Genomic DNA, 17,023 nt, shown 5'->3' with positions numbered 1-17,023 from the left:
GAAGGCTATGGGGATGCGCTCCGCGCGCGCAAACTATTTTTCCGACGACTTTTCCGCGTCACCGGAAGCGTTCCCCGGAAGCCTTCATTCCGCAGCGTCCTCGTCACCTTCGGCCCGGTCCGCCGCGAGTTCTCCACCCGGGAGTTCTTCCCCCGCGCACAGGGCCAGGACGTCGGCGCCGAATCTGCCGAGCTTGCGCCTTCCTACTCCAGGGATGCCCGCCAGCTCCTGTTCGGTTCCCGGAACGGCCTCGGCTATCGCCATGAGGGTCTTGTCGGTGAAGACGCAGAATGCCGGCTGGCCCAGCGCGGCGGCCTGCGCCTCGCGCCAGTCCCGCAGCCGCTCGTACAGCCCCTCGTCCAGGTCGGAGGGGCAGTCCTCGCAGCGCATGAGCTTGATCTCACCGCCGTCGGTGAGCACCCGGCCGCACACCCGGCAGCGGATCGGCCCGCGGCGCTTGCGCCGGACCGTCTCCCGCTCCTCGCTCCGGCCGGCCGGTCCGCCGACACCGCGCTCGATGCCGCCGCTCCCGCCGGGCGAGCGGTGTCCGGCGGCGCCTGAGCCCGGCCTCAGCTCCTTGAGGAAGCGGCTGGGGCTCCGGTGGGCGCGGCCGCCGGGAGAGCGCGAGAGAGCCCACGAGAGGCTCAGGTGGCGCCGCGCGCGGGTGATGCCGACGTACAGCAGGCGGCGTTCCTCCTCCAGCTGCTCGTCCGTCTTCGCGTAGGTGATCGGCAGCATGCCGTCGGTGAGGCCGACCAGGAAGACCGCGTCCCACTCCAGGCCCTTGGCGGCGTGCAGCGAGGCGAGCGTCACCCCGTCGACCGTCGGGGCGTGCTGGGCACTGGCCCGCTCGTCCAGCTCGGCGACCAGGTCGGCGAGAGTGGCCTCGGGACGCGCCCGGGCGAAGTCCTCGGCGAGCCGGACCAGGGCGGCCAGCGACTCCCAGCGGTCGCGCACGGCACCGGACCCGGCCGGCGGCCGGTCGCCCCAGCCCATCTCGCTGAGCACGGCCCGCACCTCGGAGGGCAGGTCCTGGGCGTCGTCCAGCAGGGCGTCGTTCCCCCCGAAGCGGGCGGCGGCGCGCAGCTTGTGCCCGGCCTCGCGCACCTCCGGGCGCTCGAAGAACCGCTCGGCCCCCCGCAGCTGGTACGGGACGCCCGCGTCGGCCAGCGCCTGCTCGTACACCTCGGACTGGGCGTTGATGCGGAACAGGACGGCTATCCCGCCCGCGGGCACTCCGGAGGCGATGAGGTCGCGGATGCGGCGGGCCGTGCCCTCCGCCTCGGCGGGCTCGTCGGCGTACTCGACGTGGACCGGGTCCGGGCCGGCCTCGCGCTGGGAGACCAGCTCCAGGCGGTGCTCGGCGGCACGGCCGCGGGCCTGCGCGAGGAGGCCGTTCGCGAGGTGGACGATCTGCGGGCTGGAGCGGTAGTCGCGGACCAGCTTCACGACGGTCGCGCCGGGGTGGCGGGTGCGGAAGTTCAGCAGGTGGTCAGGGGTGGCGCCGGTGAAGCTGTAGATCGTCTGGCTGGCGTCGCCGACCACGCAGATGCTGTCGCGGTCGCCGAGCCACAGCTCCAGGAGGCGCTGCTGGAGGGGGCTGACGTCCTGGTACTCGTCCACGACGAAGTGCTGGTACTGGGCGCGGACCTGCTCGGCGATGTCCGGGCGCTCCTGGAGCACGCCGACCGTGAGCAGCAGCACGTCCTCGAAGTCGATGACGCCGCGGTCCCGCTTGAGGTCTTCGTACGTACGGTAGATCTGGGCGATCTCGGCGGGGTCGCGGGGCGCCTCGCGGGTGGCCTTGGCGACGGCGGCGGGATAGTCGGCAGGCACGGTCTGGGTGACCTTGGACCACTCGATCTCGCCCGTGACGTCGCGCAGCTCGGTGCGGTCCAGGCGGATGCCGGAGCGGGCGCCGGCCTCGGCGACCAGCTGGACCTTGCGCTCCAGGAGCCGGGGCACCTCACCGCCGACGGCCTTGGGCCAGAAGTACTGGAGCTGGCGCAGCGCGGCGGAGTGGAACGTACGGGCCTGGACGCCGGCGGCGCCGAGCTGGCGCAGCCGGCCGCGCATCTCGCCCGCCGCTCGGTTGGTGAAGGTGACGGCGAGGACGGTGTTCGGCTGGAGGATGCCCGCGCGGACGCCGTACGCGATGCGATGGGTGATCGCGCGGGTCTTGCCCGTGCCCGCGCCGGCCAGCACGCAGACGGGGCCGTGCAGCGCGGTGGCGACCTCGCGCTGCTCGGGGTCGAGCCCTTCCAGCACCGCGTCGGCGTCCGCCGGGGCGGCGGGGAAGTTCGACGCCGACGGTGCCTGCGGGAAGAGGGTGGGGTCCGATGCTGCTGTCACCCCGCCATGCTGCCAGGTCCGCGGCGGCGGCCGGGAATGTTGTCCACAGCCGCGGCTCGGTGGTCGTACGAATACGCGAGCCCCGGAAGAGGCCGGGAGTGCCGGCGCCGGAAGTCCGGGAATGGTCCGGGGTAAGTGCGCGTTGAACCACTGCGGTCGCGGCAGAACGCCGGGGCCACGCCGAGCAGCAGCAAGCTGAACAGCTAGAAGGAGCGCGAGACTCATGGCGGGCACTGTCACGATGTACAGCACCACCTGGTGCGGTTACTGCCGTCGGCTCAAGGGCCAGATGGACCGCGAGGGCATCGCGTACACCGAGATCAACATCGAGCAGGACCCGGAGTCGGCGAAGTACGTGGAGAGCGTCAACGGCGGCAACCAGCTCGTGCCGACGGTCGTGGTGGTCCCCGAGGGCGGTGACGAGCAGCACGCGATGGGCAACCCGCCGCTGAAGTGGATCAAGGAGAAGCTCGGCGTCTGAGACCGCGGCTCAGCGGGCACGCTGTGAGACCGGTCATGCGGAAGGGCCGGCACCCCCTGGGGGTGCCGGCCCTTCCGCATGACCGCGGCAGCCTACGGCTTCGGCAGCGGCTTCCCGTACCAGAGCTCGATCAGCCGGGCGGCGATGGAGATGCCGTACGGCGGCAGCACCTCGCCCGACTCGAAGGCCTCACGCAGGTCCTCGCGGGAGAACCAGCGGGCCTCCTCGATCTCCTCGCCGTCCACCTGGATCTCGGGCCGCGTGGCGCGGGCCATGAAGCCGAGCATCAGGCTGGAGGGGAAGGGCCAGGGCTGGCTGGCGACGTACTCGACGTCCCCGACGACCACACCGGCCTCTTCGTAGACCTCGCGCCGTACCGACTGCTCGATGGACTCGCCCGGCTCCACGAAGCCGGCAAGCGTGGAGAACCGGCCTTCGGGCCAGTGCACCTGGCGGCCCAGGAGCGCGCGGTCCTCCTCGTCCGTGACGAGCATGATCACGGCCGGGTCCGTACGCGGGTAGTGCTCGGCGCCGCAGGCCGGGCAGCGGCGGATGTGGCCCGCCGCCGCGATGACCGTGCGCTCGCCGCAGCGCGAGCAGAAGCGGTGCAGCCGCTGCCAGTTCTCCAGGGCCACGGCGTGCACGAGCAGACCGGCGTCACGCTCGGACAGCAGCAGACCCGCCTCCCGCAGCCCCGCGGGGCGCGCCGACTGGTCCATGCGCCCCGGCAGCGAGTCCTTCTGCAGCGCGAAGTAGCGGACCCCGTCCTCGTCCTGGCCGAGGTAGTAGCGGTGGGTCTCGGTCATCGGCGCCTCGAAGGAGGGCGTCATGACCAGTTCGGTGCGGCCGTCAGGGGTGTCGTCCACCAGCGCCTGACCGCCGGAGACCACGAAGACGCGCGTCGTCGGGTGGCTCCACGCCGCGGCGAGCCATGCCTCGTCGAGTCGGTGATGCGCGCTGCGGTCGATGCCGCTGTCGGCGCTGAAGGTGATGGGCCGGTGTGCGTCGTGATCGATCCGGGTGGTCACTGGTGTTTCCAACTCCCCCTATGCGAGAAGTGCGGGCTGCGTACGTATGCGGGGCGCGGCGCGGCTGGGGGCCGTGGCCGCGGAGGTCGGGTCATGCCGGGCGCCAGTTCTCCGCCAGGTCGCCCCACAGGTACGCCGCGGTCTCGACGCCCTTCATGAGCAGGTCCAGCTCGACCTTCTCGTTCGGCGCGTGCCAGCCGTCGGACGGCACGGAGATGCCGAGGAAGAGCACCGGGGCGCCGAGGGCGTCCTGGAGGTCGGCGGCGGGCCCCGAGCCGCCCTCCCGGGTGAAGCGGATCTTCTGCTCGAAGGCCCGGCCCATCGCGCGGGCGACGGACTGCAGGGCGGGGTGGTCCAGCGGGGTCAGGCAGGGCCGGGTGGCGCCCCAGAAGGTGATGTCGTGCCGGATGCCGGCGGGCAGCCGTTCGGCGACCCAGGTGCGTACGGCCTGCTGGACGGCGGCCGCGTCCTGGCCGGCGACCAGCCTGAAGGAGAGCTTCAACTGCGCGCTGGACGGCACGACGGTCTTGCCGCCGGGGCCCTGGTAGCCGCCGCCGATGCCGTTGACCTCGGCCGTGGGGCGGGCCCAGATGCGCTCCAGGGTCGTGTGGCCGGACTCGCCGAGGGCGGCGTGCGAGTGCGCCGTGCGCAGCCACGCGTCCTCGTCGAAGGGCAGCTCGGCGAAGAGCTCCCGCTCCCGTTCGGTGAGCTCGATCACACCGTCGTAGAAGCCGGGGATCGCGACCCTGCGGTCCTCGTCATGCAGCGCGGCGGCCAGCCGGGCCGCCTCGGTGGCCGGGTTCGGCACGGCGCCGCCGAAGGAGCCGGAGTGGATGTCCTGGTCGGGGCCGTAGAGGTCGATCTGGCAGTCGGTGAGGCCGCGCATGCCCGTACACACGGTCGGGGTGTCCTTCGCCCACATACCGGTGTCGGAGACGATCACCGCGTCGCACGCGAGGCGGTGCGCGTGCTGGGTGATCAGCGCGGGGAAGTTCGGCGAGCCGGACTCCTCCTCGCCCTCGACGATCAGTTTGAGGTTGACGGCGGGTGCGGTACGGCCGGTGGCCGCGAGGTGCGCCCGCACCCCGAGGGTGTGGAAGAAGACCTGGCCCTTGTCGTCGGCGGCGCCGCGCGCGTAGAGCTTGCCGTCGGCGGTGTGCGGCTCGAAGGGGTCGGTGCGCCAGCCGTCCTCCAGGGCGGCGGGCTGCACGTCGTGATGGCCGTACACCAGCACGGTGGGGGCTTCCGGGTCCCCGGACGGCCACTCGGCGAACACCGCGGGCAGGCCCTCGGTCTCCCAGATCTCGGCGGTCGGGAAGCCGGTCTCGGTGAGCTTCGCGACGAGCCATTCGGCGCTGCGGCGTACATCGGGGGCGTGGCCGGGATCGGCCGACACGGAGGGGATGCGCAGCCAGGCGCCGAGGTCGTCGAGGAAGGCGTCACGTCGGCTGCTGATGTACGTGCGGACAGCGCTGTCCGGGGTGCTGCTCATACCCCTGAGCCTATCGGCCCGTGTGGGTCGTACGGTCGCCGGTCTCACCTGCCTGACCGGCCGGGTACGCCCGGTCGGCGTCGTACGCGCCCTCCGTGGCGGCCGCTTCGGCCGCGCCGTCCGGGTGCTCGCCGAGCAGGATGCGTTCCAGCTCACGGCGGCCGGGGAGCCGGGCGGGCCGGACCACCTCACCGCTGCGTACGTACAGGAAGGCGGCGCGCACGGCGGCGAGCGGGACACCGCGCTGCTCGGCCCAGGCCAGCCGGTACAGGGCCAGCTGGAGCGGGTCGGCGTCCTGGGTGCGGCCGGTCTTCCAGTCGACGATCTCGTACCGGGGGCCGTCGTAACCGTCCGCCGCCCGAGGATCGGGGTCGAGGCGGTAGACGGCGTCGATGCGGCCCCGGACGACGCGGCCCGCCAGGGTGAACTGGACCGGCACCTCCACCCTGTACGGCGTGCGCCGCGCATACGGGGTGCGCGCGAACGCCTCCTTGAGTGCGGCGAGGTCCCGCTCGTCGGCGATGCCGTCCCCGGCCGGCCCGTCGTCGTCGGCGCCGGGCAGCTCCTCGGGGCCGAGCATCGGGAGCGTCAGCTCCTCGAAGCGGGACTCGATCCAGGCGTGGAAGCGGGTACCGCGGCGCGCGGCGGGCTGCGGAGGCCGCGGCATCGGCCGGGCCAGCTCGCGCGCGAAGCCCTCCGGGTCGGCGGCCAGCCGCATGATCTGCGAGGCACTGAGCGAGGACGGCAGCGGCACGTCCTGGACGCGCGCCCGGGACCGGCGCAGCTCCCCCGCCAGCGCGTCGAGGTCGCGGTCCCAGGACGCGACGGTCCGCCGCTCCTCGGGGAGCAGCGCGGCCCTCGCGTCCGCCGCGTCGCCGTCGCGGGCGGCGGGGACGGAAGGGACGGGGCGGCCGGGCACTGCGCGCCCGGGGTGGCCCGGGTGCGAGGCGTCGTACGGAGCGCCGTACGGGTCGCCGGACGCCTCCGCGTCCTCGCCGTACGCCTCGTCCACGCCGTACGGGTCGCCGGACGCCTCCGCGTCCTCGCCGTACGGGTCGCCGTACATCTCCTCGTCCTCGTACGCGAGCTCCTCGGCCGGCGGCCACTCCGGGTCGTCCGGCGGCCCGGAGGGGCCCGTCCCGGCCGGCTCCGTGCCGGACTCCAGGCGCTGCACCCGGTCCAGTACCGCTTGCGCTGCCGCGCGGCGCCGGGCCATCGCCTCCGGGTCCAGCGGGAGCGGCCACTCCCCCGCGGCGTCGTCGGCCGCGGCCACGAGGGCGGGGTTCTCCGCGTCCTCCTCGGGCGGGTCGGCCCATTCCTCGATCTCGCCGTACCCCGCCTCGCAGTGCGCGCGCAGCGCGTCCAGGAAGGCGGACGGGCCGCGGGGCCTCTTCTGGTCGGGGCCCCACCAGTGGCCGGAGCCGAGCAGCAGGGAGCGCGGGCGGGTGAAGGTGACGTACCCGAGGCGCAGCTCCTCGGTGGCCTGGTGGTCCTTCATCGCCTCCTTGAAGGCCTTCAGGCCGCGGCTGTCCCATTCCTGTACGTCGGGGAGGGTGTCGGCGTCGCCACGCAGGGCGTGCGGCAGCACCTTGGCCTGGCTGGTCCAGGACTCGCGGGCCTGGCTGCTGGGGAACTGCTTCTCGACCAGCCCGGGGACGGCGACCACGTCCCACTCCAGGCCCTTGGACTTGTGCGCGGTCAGCACCTTGACGGTGTTCTCCCCGCCCGGGAGGGAGCTGTCCAGGCCCTTCTCGTGCTGCACGGCCGTACGGAGGAACCCGAGGAAGGCCAGCAGCGTGGCCTCGCCGTCCAGGGCCGCGAACCCCGCCGCGATGTCGAGGAAGGATCCCAGGGTCTCGCGGCGGCGGGCCGCCAGGGCGTGCGGTGAGGCGGAGAGCTCGACGTCGAGCCCCGTGGTGGCCAGGACGCGGTGCAGGACGTCCATCAGAGGGTCGCCGAGGGAGCGGCGCAGCTCACGGAGCTCGGCGGCGAGGTGGGCGAAGCGGACCCGCGCGGCGGCCGAGAAGGGCAGCCCGGCTCCCGGCTCGTCCTCCCCGGAAGCGCCGCCGTCCGCCCCGAGGAACGTGTCCAGGGCGTCGGCGAGCGAGATCACCTCGGCCGGGTCGGTGCCCTCGACGGCCTCGGCGAGGCGCCGCTCGGGGTCGTCGGAGGGCTCGTCGCGGTGGACGAGCGTACGGGCGAGGCGGCCGAGCAGGGCGAGGTCCCGGGGGCCGATGCGCCAGCGGGGCCCGATCAGCAGGCGGACCAGGGCGGCGTTGGCCGTGGGGTCCTGCAGCACCTCGCAGACGGCGACCAGGTCGGCGACTTCGGGGAGGTGCAGCAGCCCGGAGAGGCCGACGACCTCCACGGGGACGTCGCGGGCGACCAGCTCGCCCTGGATGCGGGCGAAGTCGCCGGCCGTGCGGCACAGGACGGCGATCTCGCCGGGCGGTGTGCCCGTGCGGACGAGGTGGGCGAGGGAGTCGGCGAGCCAGCGCATCTCGTCGGCGTGGGTGGGCAGCAGGGCGCAGCGCACGACGCCGTCGCGCTCGGCACCGGGGGCCGGGCGCAGCGCTTCGACGCCTTCGTGGCGCTCGCGCAGGGGGGCGGCCAGGCCGTTGGCGAGGTCCAGGAGACGGCCGCCGCTGCGGCGGTTCTCGCTGAGCGCGAAGCGGCGCGCCGGGCTGCCGTCGGCGAACGGGAAGTGCCGGGGGAAGTCGTCGAGGTTCGCCACGGAGGCGCCGCGCCAGCCGTAGATGGCCTGGCAGGGGTCGCCCACGGCGGTGACGGCGTGGCCTGTGCCCCCGCCGAAGAGCCCGGAGAGCAGCAGCCGCTGGGCCACCGAGGTGTCCTGGTACTCGTCCAGGAGGACGACGGCGAACTCCTCGCGCAGCAGCCGCCCCACCTCGGCGCGTGTGGTGGCGAGCGTGGCGGAGAGGGCGATCTGGTCGCCGAAGTCGAGGAGGTCGCGGCGGCGCTTCTCGCTCCGGTACGCGCAGACGAGGTCGAGCAGCTCCAGGCGGCCGCGCACCGCCTCGGGGACCTTGCGCAGCTCGGCGTTGCTCAGCTTGGCGGCGCCGAGCTCGGCGAGCAGCCGGGTGTCGTACGCGCGCAGCTCCTCCGGGGCGACGAGGTGCTCGGCCAGCTCACCGTCGAGGGCGAGCAGGTCCTCCACGAGGCTGGGCAGCGAGGTGGTGAGCGCGGGATACGGGCCCGGCGCCTCGCGCAGCACCCGGGCGGCGAGCTGGAAGCGGGTGGCGTCGGCGAGCAGCCGGGCGCTGGGCTCGACACCGATGCGCAGCCCGTGGTCCTTCAGGAGCTGGCCGGCGAAGGCGTGGTACGTGGAGATGCGGGGCTCGCCGGGCGCGTCGTCCGCGGCGCTCCCGTGGCCGGGCGGTGCCGGGTCGGGCTCGGTCACGCCGGCCGCGAGCAGGGCGGCGCGGACCCGCTCGGCCAGCTCTCCCGCGGCCTTGTTCGTGAACGTCAGGCCGAGGACCTGCTCGGGGGCGACCTGCCCGGTGCCCACCAGCCACACCACCCGCGCGGCCATGACCGTCGTCTTGCCGGACCCGGCGCCGGCCACGATCACCTGCGGAGCGGGGGGCGCCGTGATGCAGGCCAGCTGCTCCGGGGTGAACGGGATGCCCAGCAGCTCCTTGAGCTGTTCGGGGTCGGTGATGCGCGCGGACACGTCCGAGACGGTAACGGGCGGCACTGACAACAGGGCAAAACGGCCGGTCAGTGGGGCGGACCGAAACCCAGGGGCGAACCGCCACCCAGGAGGGACCGCCACCGGGGCAGCTCGTCATTCCCGGGACGGGCCGTCACTCGACGACGTGCTGCCCTTCGGGCCGCGCCGAGCAGGAGCTCTTGAAGGCGCAGTGCGTGCAGTGCTTACCGGTCGAGGGGACGAAGCGCTCCTCCAGGACCCGGCCGGCGGCGGTGGCCAGCAGCTCCGCCACCCATTCGCCTTCCAGGGGCTGCTGGGCCTGCACCACGGGGAGGGCGTCGCCGCCGTCCTTCTTCGGGGCACCCTGACGCAGGTGCACCAGCTCCGCGCCACCGGGCTCCGGGGTGCGGCCCCCGAAGACCTCGTCGACGGCTCCCTCACGCACCGCGAGCTGGTACACGGCGAGCTGCGGGTGCCGGGCCACCTCGGGGCCGGTCGGCCTGCTCTTGCCCGTCTTGAAGTCCACGACGTACGCACGGCCGTCCGCGTCGGTCTCGACGCGGTCCATGCTGCCGCGGATGCGGACCGCGTACTCCCCCGCCGCACCGGCCTCCAGAGTGACGTCGAAGCCGTGCTCGGTGGCGACCGTGTCGCGGCCGAGCGTCTCGCGCTCCATGACGTGCCAGCGCAGGAAGCGCTCCAGGGCGGCGCGTGCGCTGTCCTTCTCCTGGCGCGACTTCCACGGCGCGTCGAAGGCGAGCGCGTCCCACACGGAGTCCAGCCGCTCCATCAGGACGGCGAGGTCCGCCGGGGTGCGCCCGGAGGCGACCTCGTCGGCCAGCACGTGCACCACGTTGCCGAAGCCCTGCGCGGCGGTCGCGGGCGCGTCCGCCTTGACCTCCCGGCCCAGGAACCACTGGAGCGCGCAGGCGTTCGCGAGCTGGTCGAGGGCGCTGCCCGAGAGGGCCACGGGCCTGTCCCGGTCGCGCAGCGGTACCGAGCTGTGCGTCGGCTCGTACAGGCCCCACCAGCGGTACGGGTGTGCGGCGGGCACCAGGGGGCGGCCCTCGTCGTCCCGGAGCGCGGCCAGTCTGGCGAGCCGCTCCACGGCGGCCGTTCGCAGTGCTTCGGAGGCCGCGGGGTCGACGACGGTGGCGCGCAGCTCGGCGACGAGCGCGGCCACCGAGAGCGGGCGGCGCGGGCGTCCGGTGACGTCGACCGGGTCGACGCCGAACTCGGTGAGGAAGCGGGAGGGCTGGTCCCCGTCGTCGGCCGCGGCCTTCACGGCGGTGACGACGAGGCGCTCCCGGGCACGGGTCGCCGCCACGTAGAACAGCCGGCGTTCCTCGGCGAGCAGCGCCCCCGGGGTGAGCGGTGCGGCGATGCCGTCCCGGCCGATCCGGTCGGCCTCCAGGAGTGAGCCGCGGCGGCGCAGGTCGGGCCAGAGGCCTTCCTGCACGCCGGCGACCACGACGAGACGCCACTCCAGGCCCTTGGAGCGGTGCGCGGTCATCAGCCGTACCGCGTCCGGCCGCACCGTACGGCGGGTCAGCGTGTCGGCCGCGATGTCCTGGTTGTCCAGCTCCTCCAGGAAGTTCAGGGCGCCGCGGCCGCCGGTGCGCTCCTCGGCACGCGCCGCGGTCTCGAAGAGGGCGACCACCGCGTCCAGGTCACGGTCGGCGTTCCGGCCCGCGGCGCCGCCGCGCCGGGCCGTCCGTTCGAGCCGGCCCGGCCAAGGGGTGCCGTCCCACAGCTCCCACAGCGCCTGCTCGGCGGTGCCACCGCCGGCGAGCAGCTCACGCGCCTTGCGCAGCAGCAGCCCGAGCCGCTGCGCGCCCCGGGCGTACACCGGGTCGTGCGCCACCAGCCGCTCCGGCTCGTCCAGCGCCTCGGCGATCAGCACGTCCGAGGGGCGCGGCACGGCCTGTCCGGCGGCCCGTTCCTCCTCCCGGAGCGCGCGCCCGAGCCGCCGCAGGTCGGCGGCGTCCATCCCGCCCAGCGGCGACAACAGCAGCTCCACGGCCACCTCGGGGGCGATGCGCGTGCTGACAGCGGGCGCCTCGTTCTCAGGCGACGCGGTGGACCCGGCGGTTTCGGCAGGCTCGGCGGGCTCGGTGGGCTCGTCGGACTCAGCGAGCTCGGTGGACTCGGTGGACTCGGTGGACGCAGGGGACTCGGCGGGCTCCGTGTGCTCCTCTGCGCCCTCGTCCGGGCCCCCGGCTCCCTCCGGCACCCGGGCCGCCTCGTCGGCCCTCAGCGCCGCCTCCAGGTCCTCGTCCAGCGGCTCCTCCGTCCCGTCCGCACCCGGCGCGTCCGTCGCCGCCACCCGCAGCGCCAGCAGCAGCGGCGCGACCGCGGGCTCGTGGCGCAGCGGGAGGTCGTCGCCGTCGATGTCGAGGGGGACACCGGCCGAGGTGAGGGCGCGGCGTACGGACGGGATCGAACGGCCTCCGGCACGCACGAGGACGGCCATGTCCTGCCACGGGACGCCGTCCTCCAGATGGGCCCGGCGGAGGATGTCGGCGATGTTGTCGAGCTCGGCGCCGGCCGTCGGGTACGTGTACACCTCGGCCCGGCCGCCGTCCCGTACCGGCGTCGGCTCACGGTGTTCCCTGACCTGCCGGGCGGGCAGCCGGTTGAGCGGCATGCGGCGGGTGAGCAGCCGGGTGGCGGCGACCAGCGCGGCCCCGGAGCGCCGCGCGGTACGCAGCACCTCCACGGGCGCGGGCCTGCCGTCCGCGCGGCGGAAGGTCTCCGGGAACTCGAGGATGCCGTTGACGTCGGCGCCCCGGAAGGCGTAGATCGACTGGTCGGGGTCGCCGAAGGCGACCAGGGTGCGGCCGCCGCCCGTGCCGGGGTGCGCGGGCCCGCGGTTCCCCGCCAGCGCGTGCAGCAGCCGGACCTGCGCGGCGTCGGTGTCCTGGTACTCGTCGACGAACACCGCGTCGTACCGGCGCGCCAGCTCGGCCGCCACCTCGGGGCGCTCGGCGAGCAGCACCGCGCGGTGCACCAGCTCGGCGTAGTCCAGCACCCCCTGGGCGTCCAGGACGTCGAGGTACTCGGCGAGGAAGCCGGCGGCGGCGCCCCAGTCGGGCCGCCCCGTACGGCGCGCGAACTCGCCCAGCGCGTCCGGGCCGAGGCCCAGCTCCCGGCTGCGGGCGAGCACGGCGCGCACCTCGTCGGCGAAGCCGCGGGTGGTCAGGCACGCCCGCAGCTCGTCCGGCCAGCCCACCGGCGCGCGGCCCTCCCGGGCCAGCTCGGCCTGGCCCGCCAGCAGCTCGCGGACCACGAGGTCCTGCTCGGGCCCGGACAGCAGGCGCAGCGGATCGGCAAACAGGTCGGCGTCCTGATGGGCGCGGACCAACGCGTAACAGAAGGAGTGGAAGGTGGTGGCCTGCGGACTGCCCGCCCGGCGCACGGCAGCTCGGTCCGGTGCCCCGTCCGACGCGTGCGCCTCGTCCCGCTCACCGGACGCCTCGCCGCTTCCGTAGGCAGCCGCTCCGTCCGGCGTCCCGTGGCTCAGCCGGGCCGCCATCCTGTCACGCAGCTCGACGGCGGCCTTGCGGCTGAAGGTGAGGACCAGGATCCGCTCCGGGTCGGCGCCTTCCCTCACCCGCCGGGTGACCGCCTCGACGAGCGTCGTGGTCTTGCCCGTACCGGGACCGGCGAGCACGAGCAGCGGGCCGTCCTCATGGTCAACCACCGCGCGCTGACGTGCGTCCAAAGCAGGAGGGCGTACCGCGTCCGGCCGGGTGCGGACCAGGCGGTACGCGCCGGGGGCATCCCGCCGCGCCGGCCGCGGGTACGGCCGGGGCTGCGGAATCGCCGAAGGGGAGGAACTCACGTGGATCGCCTGTGCCGGGGTCTGAGGTGCGGTTGCGGTGGTACTGGGGTCCTGGTGTGCGGATGCGGTGGAGACGGGTGTGCGGTGAGTGATGCCGGACGCCCGATCTGCGGTGATGCTGGTGTTACGGACAAGGTTGACGAGGCGCGTGGTGTCGGAGTGTGGGGTGGTATGGGTGCTGGTGTCCGTCGTGGTGGCTGCGCCCGACGCTACGCCAGGTGGCGCACGAGCCGCAGCGCGTCCCGTGACCGGGCAGCGGAACCCGACGGCCGCGTACGCCCCGTACGCGGCCCGGAAGGCCCCGCGCTCAGCCGTCCCGGCCGGGGGCACCGCCCTCGCCCGGCAGGCCGCTCGGCCCCCGCTCGCCACCGCCGGGGCCCGGCTCGCTGCCGTCCCACCGCGCCCTCGCCATGTCCAGCCGCGGTATCCCGCGCTCCTCGCGGGAGCCGGCCGTGCGCTTCGGCTCGCGCAGCGGGGTGCCCTCGGTGCGGTAGTGCTGGAGCGCGCGCCGCTCGCTGCCCGGCAGCAGGACGCCGTCGGCGCGGACCACGCGCCACCACGGTACGGTGCCGCCGTACAGCGCCATCACGCGTCCCACCTGCCGCGGCCCTCCCTCGTCGAGGTACTCGGCGACGTCCCCGTAGGTCATCACCCGGCCCGGCGGAATCCGCTCGGCCACGTCGAGCACGCGGTCCGCGTACTCCGGCAGCTCGCCGCCGGGGGCGTCACTCCCGCTCTTTCCGGTCCCACTCATTCGGCCCATCCTGCCGCACGCCACCGACAACGCCCGCCGTTCCCCGCCACGGCGGTGACAGCGCGTGCACAGCCGGCCGACCCGGCGTACGCTGCGCTTCCCGCTCCCCCGAAATGCACCCTGATGCCCCCCTCCGCACCGGGGCCGTGCCACCATCTTCCGGGCGGTGACTGGTGATACGAGATCAAGAAGAGACGGCTGAGCAGCATCAGGGCGCGGCGCCTCCAGGGGAGGCGGGCGCTCCTGAGGTGCTGGCCGGGTCCGGCGGCAGCACCGCCGATCACCGGTCCACCGGGGCGGAGGCCGAGGCCGACGCCGCCACCGATGACGACAGCGACCGCGGTACCGGGACCGGTGCCGACAGCGGGACCGACGGAACGAGCACGAGGAAGCCGGAGCAGCCGGACCAGCCGGAGAAGACACCGGGACAGCCGCTACAACGGGGAAGGGCTTCCACCACCGACATGGCGAGTAAGACCGAGCAGGCCGGACGGGCCGACGTGCCCGGAGGGGCGGGCGCAGCCGCCGGCCGCACTCCGAAGGACGAACGTCCGCCGCCGGGTACGTCGCGCGACGACGCGGGCGGACAGGACGCCGACAGACCCGGTAGCGCGCAGGACCTCCGTACAGAGCGGGACCTCCGTACAGAGCAGGACCTCCATGCAGAGCGGACCGACCGCCTCGAGGGGGACGACCGCCTCGCCAGGGGCGAGCGGGTCGGCGACGAGGGCGTCGGCAGCGAGTTCCACGTCGACCACGTCTCGGGCGACGAGCCCCTGCTGCCCGCGCGCGTGCACCGCCCCTTCGACCTGCTGCGCTTCCTGCTCGGCATCGTCGGGATCGCGCTGGTCCTGGGGCTGGCGACGTTCGCGCACGGCACCACGCAGGGCCTGGAGAACGACATCGGCAAGGGCGCCGGGCAGGCGCCGCAGCTGCTGATCACCTTCGCCGGACTGACCGCGAGCATCGCGGTGCTGATCGTTCCGGTGGCATTCGCGATCGAGCGGCTGATCAAACGGGACGGTCTGCGGATCGCGGACGGCGTGCTCGCCGCCGTTCTGGCCCACGGGGTGTCGCTCGCGACGGACCTCTGGGTGGCCGAGGCCGCGCCCGAGTCCATCCGGGACGCGCTCACCCAGCCGCTGGCCAACGGTGCGATCACCGCACCCGTGCACAGCTATCTCGCACCGGTCATCGCCTACATGACGGCCGTCGGCATGTCCCGGAGGCCGCGCTGGCGCGTGGCCATGTGGTGCGTGCTGCTGCTCGACGCCTTCGCGGTGCTCGTCGGCCGGTACACCACGCCGTTCGCCATCGTCGTCACCGTGCTGATCGGGTACACCGTCGCTTTCGGCACGCTGTACGCGGTCGGCTCCCCGAACGTGCGGCCCACCGGCCAGAACCTCCTCGCCGGCCTGCGCCGGGTCGGCTTCCGGCCGGTCAGTGCGCTGCGCGCGGAGGACACCGCGTACCCGGAGCACTCCGACCGCGGCCGCCGGTACATCGTCACGCTGGAGGACGGCCCGCCCATCGACGTCACCGTCGTGGACCGTGAGCAGCAGGCGCAGGGCTTCTTCTACCGCGTGTGGCGCAGACTCTCGTTGCGCGGCATCAACCAGCGCCGCAGCCTGCAGTCGCTGCGCCAGGCGCTGGAGCAGGAGGCGCTGCTGGCGTACGCGGCGATCGCGGCCGGGGCGAACGCGCCCAAGCTGATCGCCACCTCCGAGCTGGGCCCGGACGCCGTGATGCTCGTGTACGAGCACGTCGGGGGCCGCACCCTGGACGCGCTCGCGGACGACGAGATCACCGACGAGCTGATGGACAACGCCTGGCAGCAGGTCGCCGCACTGCAGTCGCGGCGCATCGCACACCGGCGGCTGGTCGGTGACGCGCTCCTGGTGGATCGTTCCGGCACGGTCGTCCTCACCGACCTGCGCGGCGGTGAGATCGCCGCCGGTGACGTGGTGCTGCGGATGGACGTCGCGCAGCTGCTGACCACGCTGGGCCTGCGGGTCGGCGCCGAGCGCAGCGTGCAGGCGGCGGTGGAGGTGCTCGGCCCGGACGCGGTGGCGGACAGCCTGCCGCTGCTGCAGCCGATCGCCCTCAGCCGGACGACCAGGGCCACGCTGCGCCACCTGGCCAGGGAACGGGCCAAGCGGGAGCGTGAGGCGGTGCTGGCGGCCTCACAGGCGGCCAAGGCCGCCAAGGCGGCGGAGGGCCGTACCGACCGCAAGACGCTGCGCGCCGAGAAGAACGCCGAGAAGCGGGCGCTGGACGAGGCGATGGAGGAGGCTCGCGAGGAGGACCTGCTCTCCCAGATCCGCCGCCAGGTGCTGCTGATCCGGCCGACCGCACCGGTGGAACCGGCCAAGTTGGAGCGGATCAGCCCGCGCACGCTGGTCAGCTGGATCGCGGGCGCCTTCGCCGCGTACTTCCTGCTCTCGCAGCTCACCCACGTCAAGTTCGACCAGGTGATCGGCGAGGCGAACTGGGGCTGGGTGGCGGCCGCGCTGTTCTTCTCGGCGCTGACCTACATCGCGGCGGCGCTCAGCCTGCTGGGCTTCGTGCCCGAGAAGGTCTCGTTCGTACGGACGGTGATCGCGCAAGTCGCGGGCAACTTCGTGAAGCTGGTCGCGCCGGCCGCGGTCGGCGGCGTGGCGCTCAACGCGCGCTTCCTCCAGCGGGCCGGCATCCGGCCGGGTCTCGCGGTGGCGAGCGTGGGCGCGTCCCAGCTGTTCGGCCTCGGCAGCCACATCCTGCTGCTGCTGACCTTCGGCTATCTGACCGGTACCGAACGCACGCCCTCGCTCTCGCCCTCCCGTACGGTCATCGCGGGCCTGCTCACGGCGGCCGTGCTGGCCCTGGTGGTCACGGCGATCCCGGCGCTGCGCAAGTTCGTGGTCACCCGGGTCCGGTCGCTCTTCGCCGGCGTGGTGCCGCGCATGCTCGACGTGCTGCAGCGGCCGAAGAAGCTGGTCGCCGGCATCGGCGGAATGCTGCTGCTGACGGCGGCGAACGTGATGTGCCTCGACGCCTCGATCCGCGCCTTCGGGGGCGGCGACCAGATCTCCTACGCGAGCATCGCGGTCGTCTTCCTCGCGGGGAACGCACTCGGCTCCGCGGCGCCCACACCGGGCGGCGTCGGCGCCGTCGAGCTGGCCCTGACCGGTCTGCTCACCGCGGCCGGGCTGGGCAGTGACACGGCCCTGTCGGCGGTGCTGCTCTTCCGGCTGATGACGTTCTGGCTGCCGGTGCTGCCGGGCTGGCTGTCGTTCACGTTCCTGACGCGCAAGGGAGCGCTGTGACGCGCGGCGTACGGAGGAGGCGCGGGCCGCGCCCCTCCGTACACCGCGCGTCGCGCCCCTCCGTACGCCGCGCTTCGTACCGCTCCGTACGCCGCGC

General features: G+C 74.2%; 8 protein-coding genes. 2 read left to right on the top strand and 6 right to left on the bottom strand.

All coding sequences use genetic code 11. From position 1 onward, the window contains the following. Positions 1-84 precede the first annotated feature (84 nt). Entirely contained in the window at positions 85-2,352 is a 2,268-nt protein-coding gene (locus tag AAC944_RS24015; RefSeq protein ID WP_030619441.1) for an ATP-dependent DNA helicase UvrD2, read from the bottom strand. A 223-nt stretch (positions 2,353-2,575) separates the two neighbouring features. On the opposite strand from AAC944_RS24015, the gene AAC944_RS24010 reads away from it, so the two are divergent. Next, entirely contained in the window at positions 2,576-2,833 is a 258-nt protein-coding gene (locus AAC944_RS24010; protein WP_030619445.1) for a glutaredoxin domain-containing protein, read from the top strand. A gap of 92 nt (positions 2,834-2,925) precedes the next feature. Here AAC944_RS24010 and nudC read toward each other — a convergent pair whose 3' ends face one another. The 5 genes from nudC to AAC944_RS23985 form a co-directional block, all read right to left on the bottom strand. Next, entirely contained in the window at positions 2,926-3,861 is a 936-nt protein-coding gene (gene nudC, locus AAC944_RS24005) for an NAD(+) diphosphatase (RefSeq protein ID WP_030619446.1), read from the bottom strand. 91 nt (positions 3,862-3,952) lie between these two features. Further along, positions 3,953-5,353 (bottom strand): dipeptidase, encoded by a 1,401-nt coding sequence (locus AAC944_RS24000; protein WP_030619447.1) that lies wholly within the window; start codon positions 5,351-5,353, stop codon positions 3,953-3,955. Between the two features lie 10 nt (positions 5,354-5,363). Then, on the bottom strand, positions 5,364-9,044 hold the full coding sequence (locus AAC944_RS23995) for an ATP-dependent helicase (RefSeq protein WP_078888773.1): 3,681 nt from the start codon (positions 9,042-9,044) through the stop codon (positions 5,364-5,366). A 133-nt stretch (positions 9,045-9,177) separates the two neighbouring features. After that, positions 9,178-12,867: a UvrD-helicase domain-containing protein gene (locus AAC944_RS23990; RefSeq protein WP_063759989.1), complete on the bottom strand. Its 3,690-nt coding sequence runs from the start codon at positions 12,865-12,867 to the stop codon at positions 9,178-9,180. 307 nt (positions 12,868-13,174) lie between these two features. Then, a complete protein-coding gene (locus tag AAC944_RS23985; protein WP_368396431.1) occupies positions 13,175-13,621 on the bottom strand; it encodes an MGMT family protein in 447 nt (148 codons plus the stop codon). Between the two features lie 464 nt (positions 13,622-14,085). Between AAC944_RS23985 and AAC944_RS23980 the strand changes: the two genes are divergently transcribed. Beyond that, a complete protein-coding gene (locus AAC944_RS23980; RefSeq protein WP_078888774.1) occupies positions 14,086-16,926 on the top strand; it encodes a lysylphosphatidylglycerol synthase transmembrane domain-containing protein in 2,841 nt (946 codons plus the stop codon). Positions 16,927-17,023: the final 97 nt, after the last annotated feature.

It is taken from the genome of Streptomyces sclerotialus, assembly GCF_040907265.1.
Classification (GTDB): Bacteria; Actinomycetota; Actinomycetes; order Streptomycetales; family Streptomycetaceae; genus Streptomyces; species Streptomyces sclerotialus.
Note: the sequence above shows the minus strand (reverse complement) of the source record. Positions and strands in the feature narration are given on the sequence as shown.

Excerpts from the sequence above, each read along its gene's own strand:
- AAC944_RS24010 (WP_030619445.1), top strand. The coding sequence starts at position 2,576 with ATGGCGGGCACTGTCACGATGTACAGCACCACCTGGTGCGGTTACTGC.
- AAC944_RS23985 (WP_368396431.1), bottom strand. The coding sequence starts at position 13,621 with ATGAGTGGGACCGGAAAGAGCGGGAGTGACGCCCCCGGCGGCGAGCTG.
- AAC944_RS24000 (WP_030619447.1), bottom strand. The coding sequence starts at position 5,353 with ATGAGCAGCACCCCGGACAGCGCTGTCCGCACGTACATCAGCAGCCGA.
- AAC944_RS23980 (WP_078888774.1), top strand. The coding sequence starts at position 14,086 with ATGGCGAGTAAGACCGAGCAGGCCGGACGGGCCGACGTGCCCGGAGGG.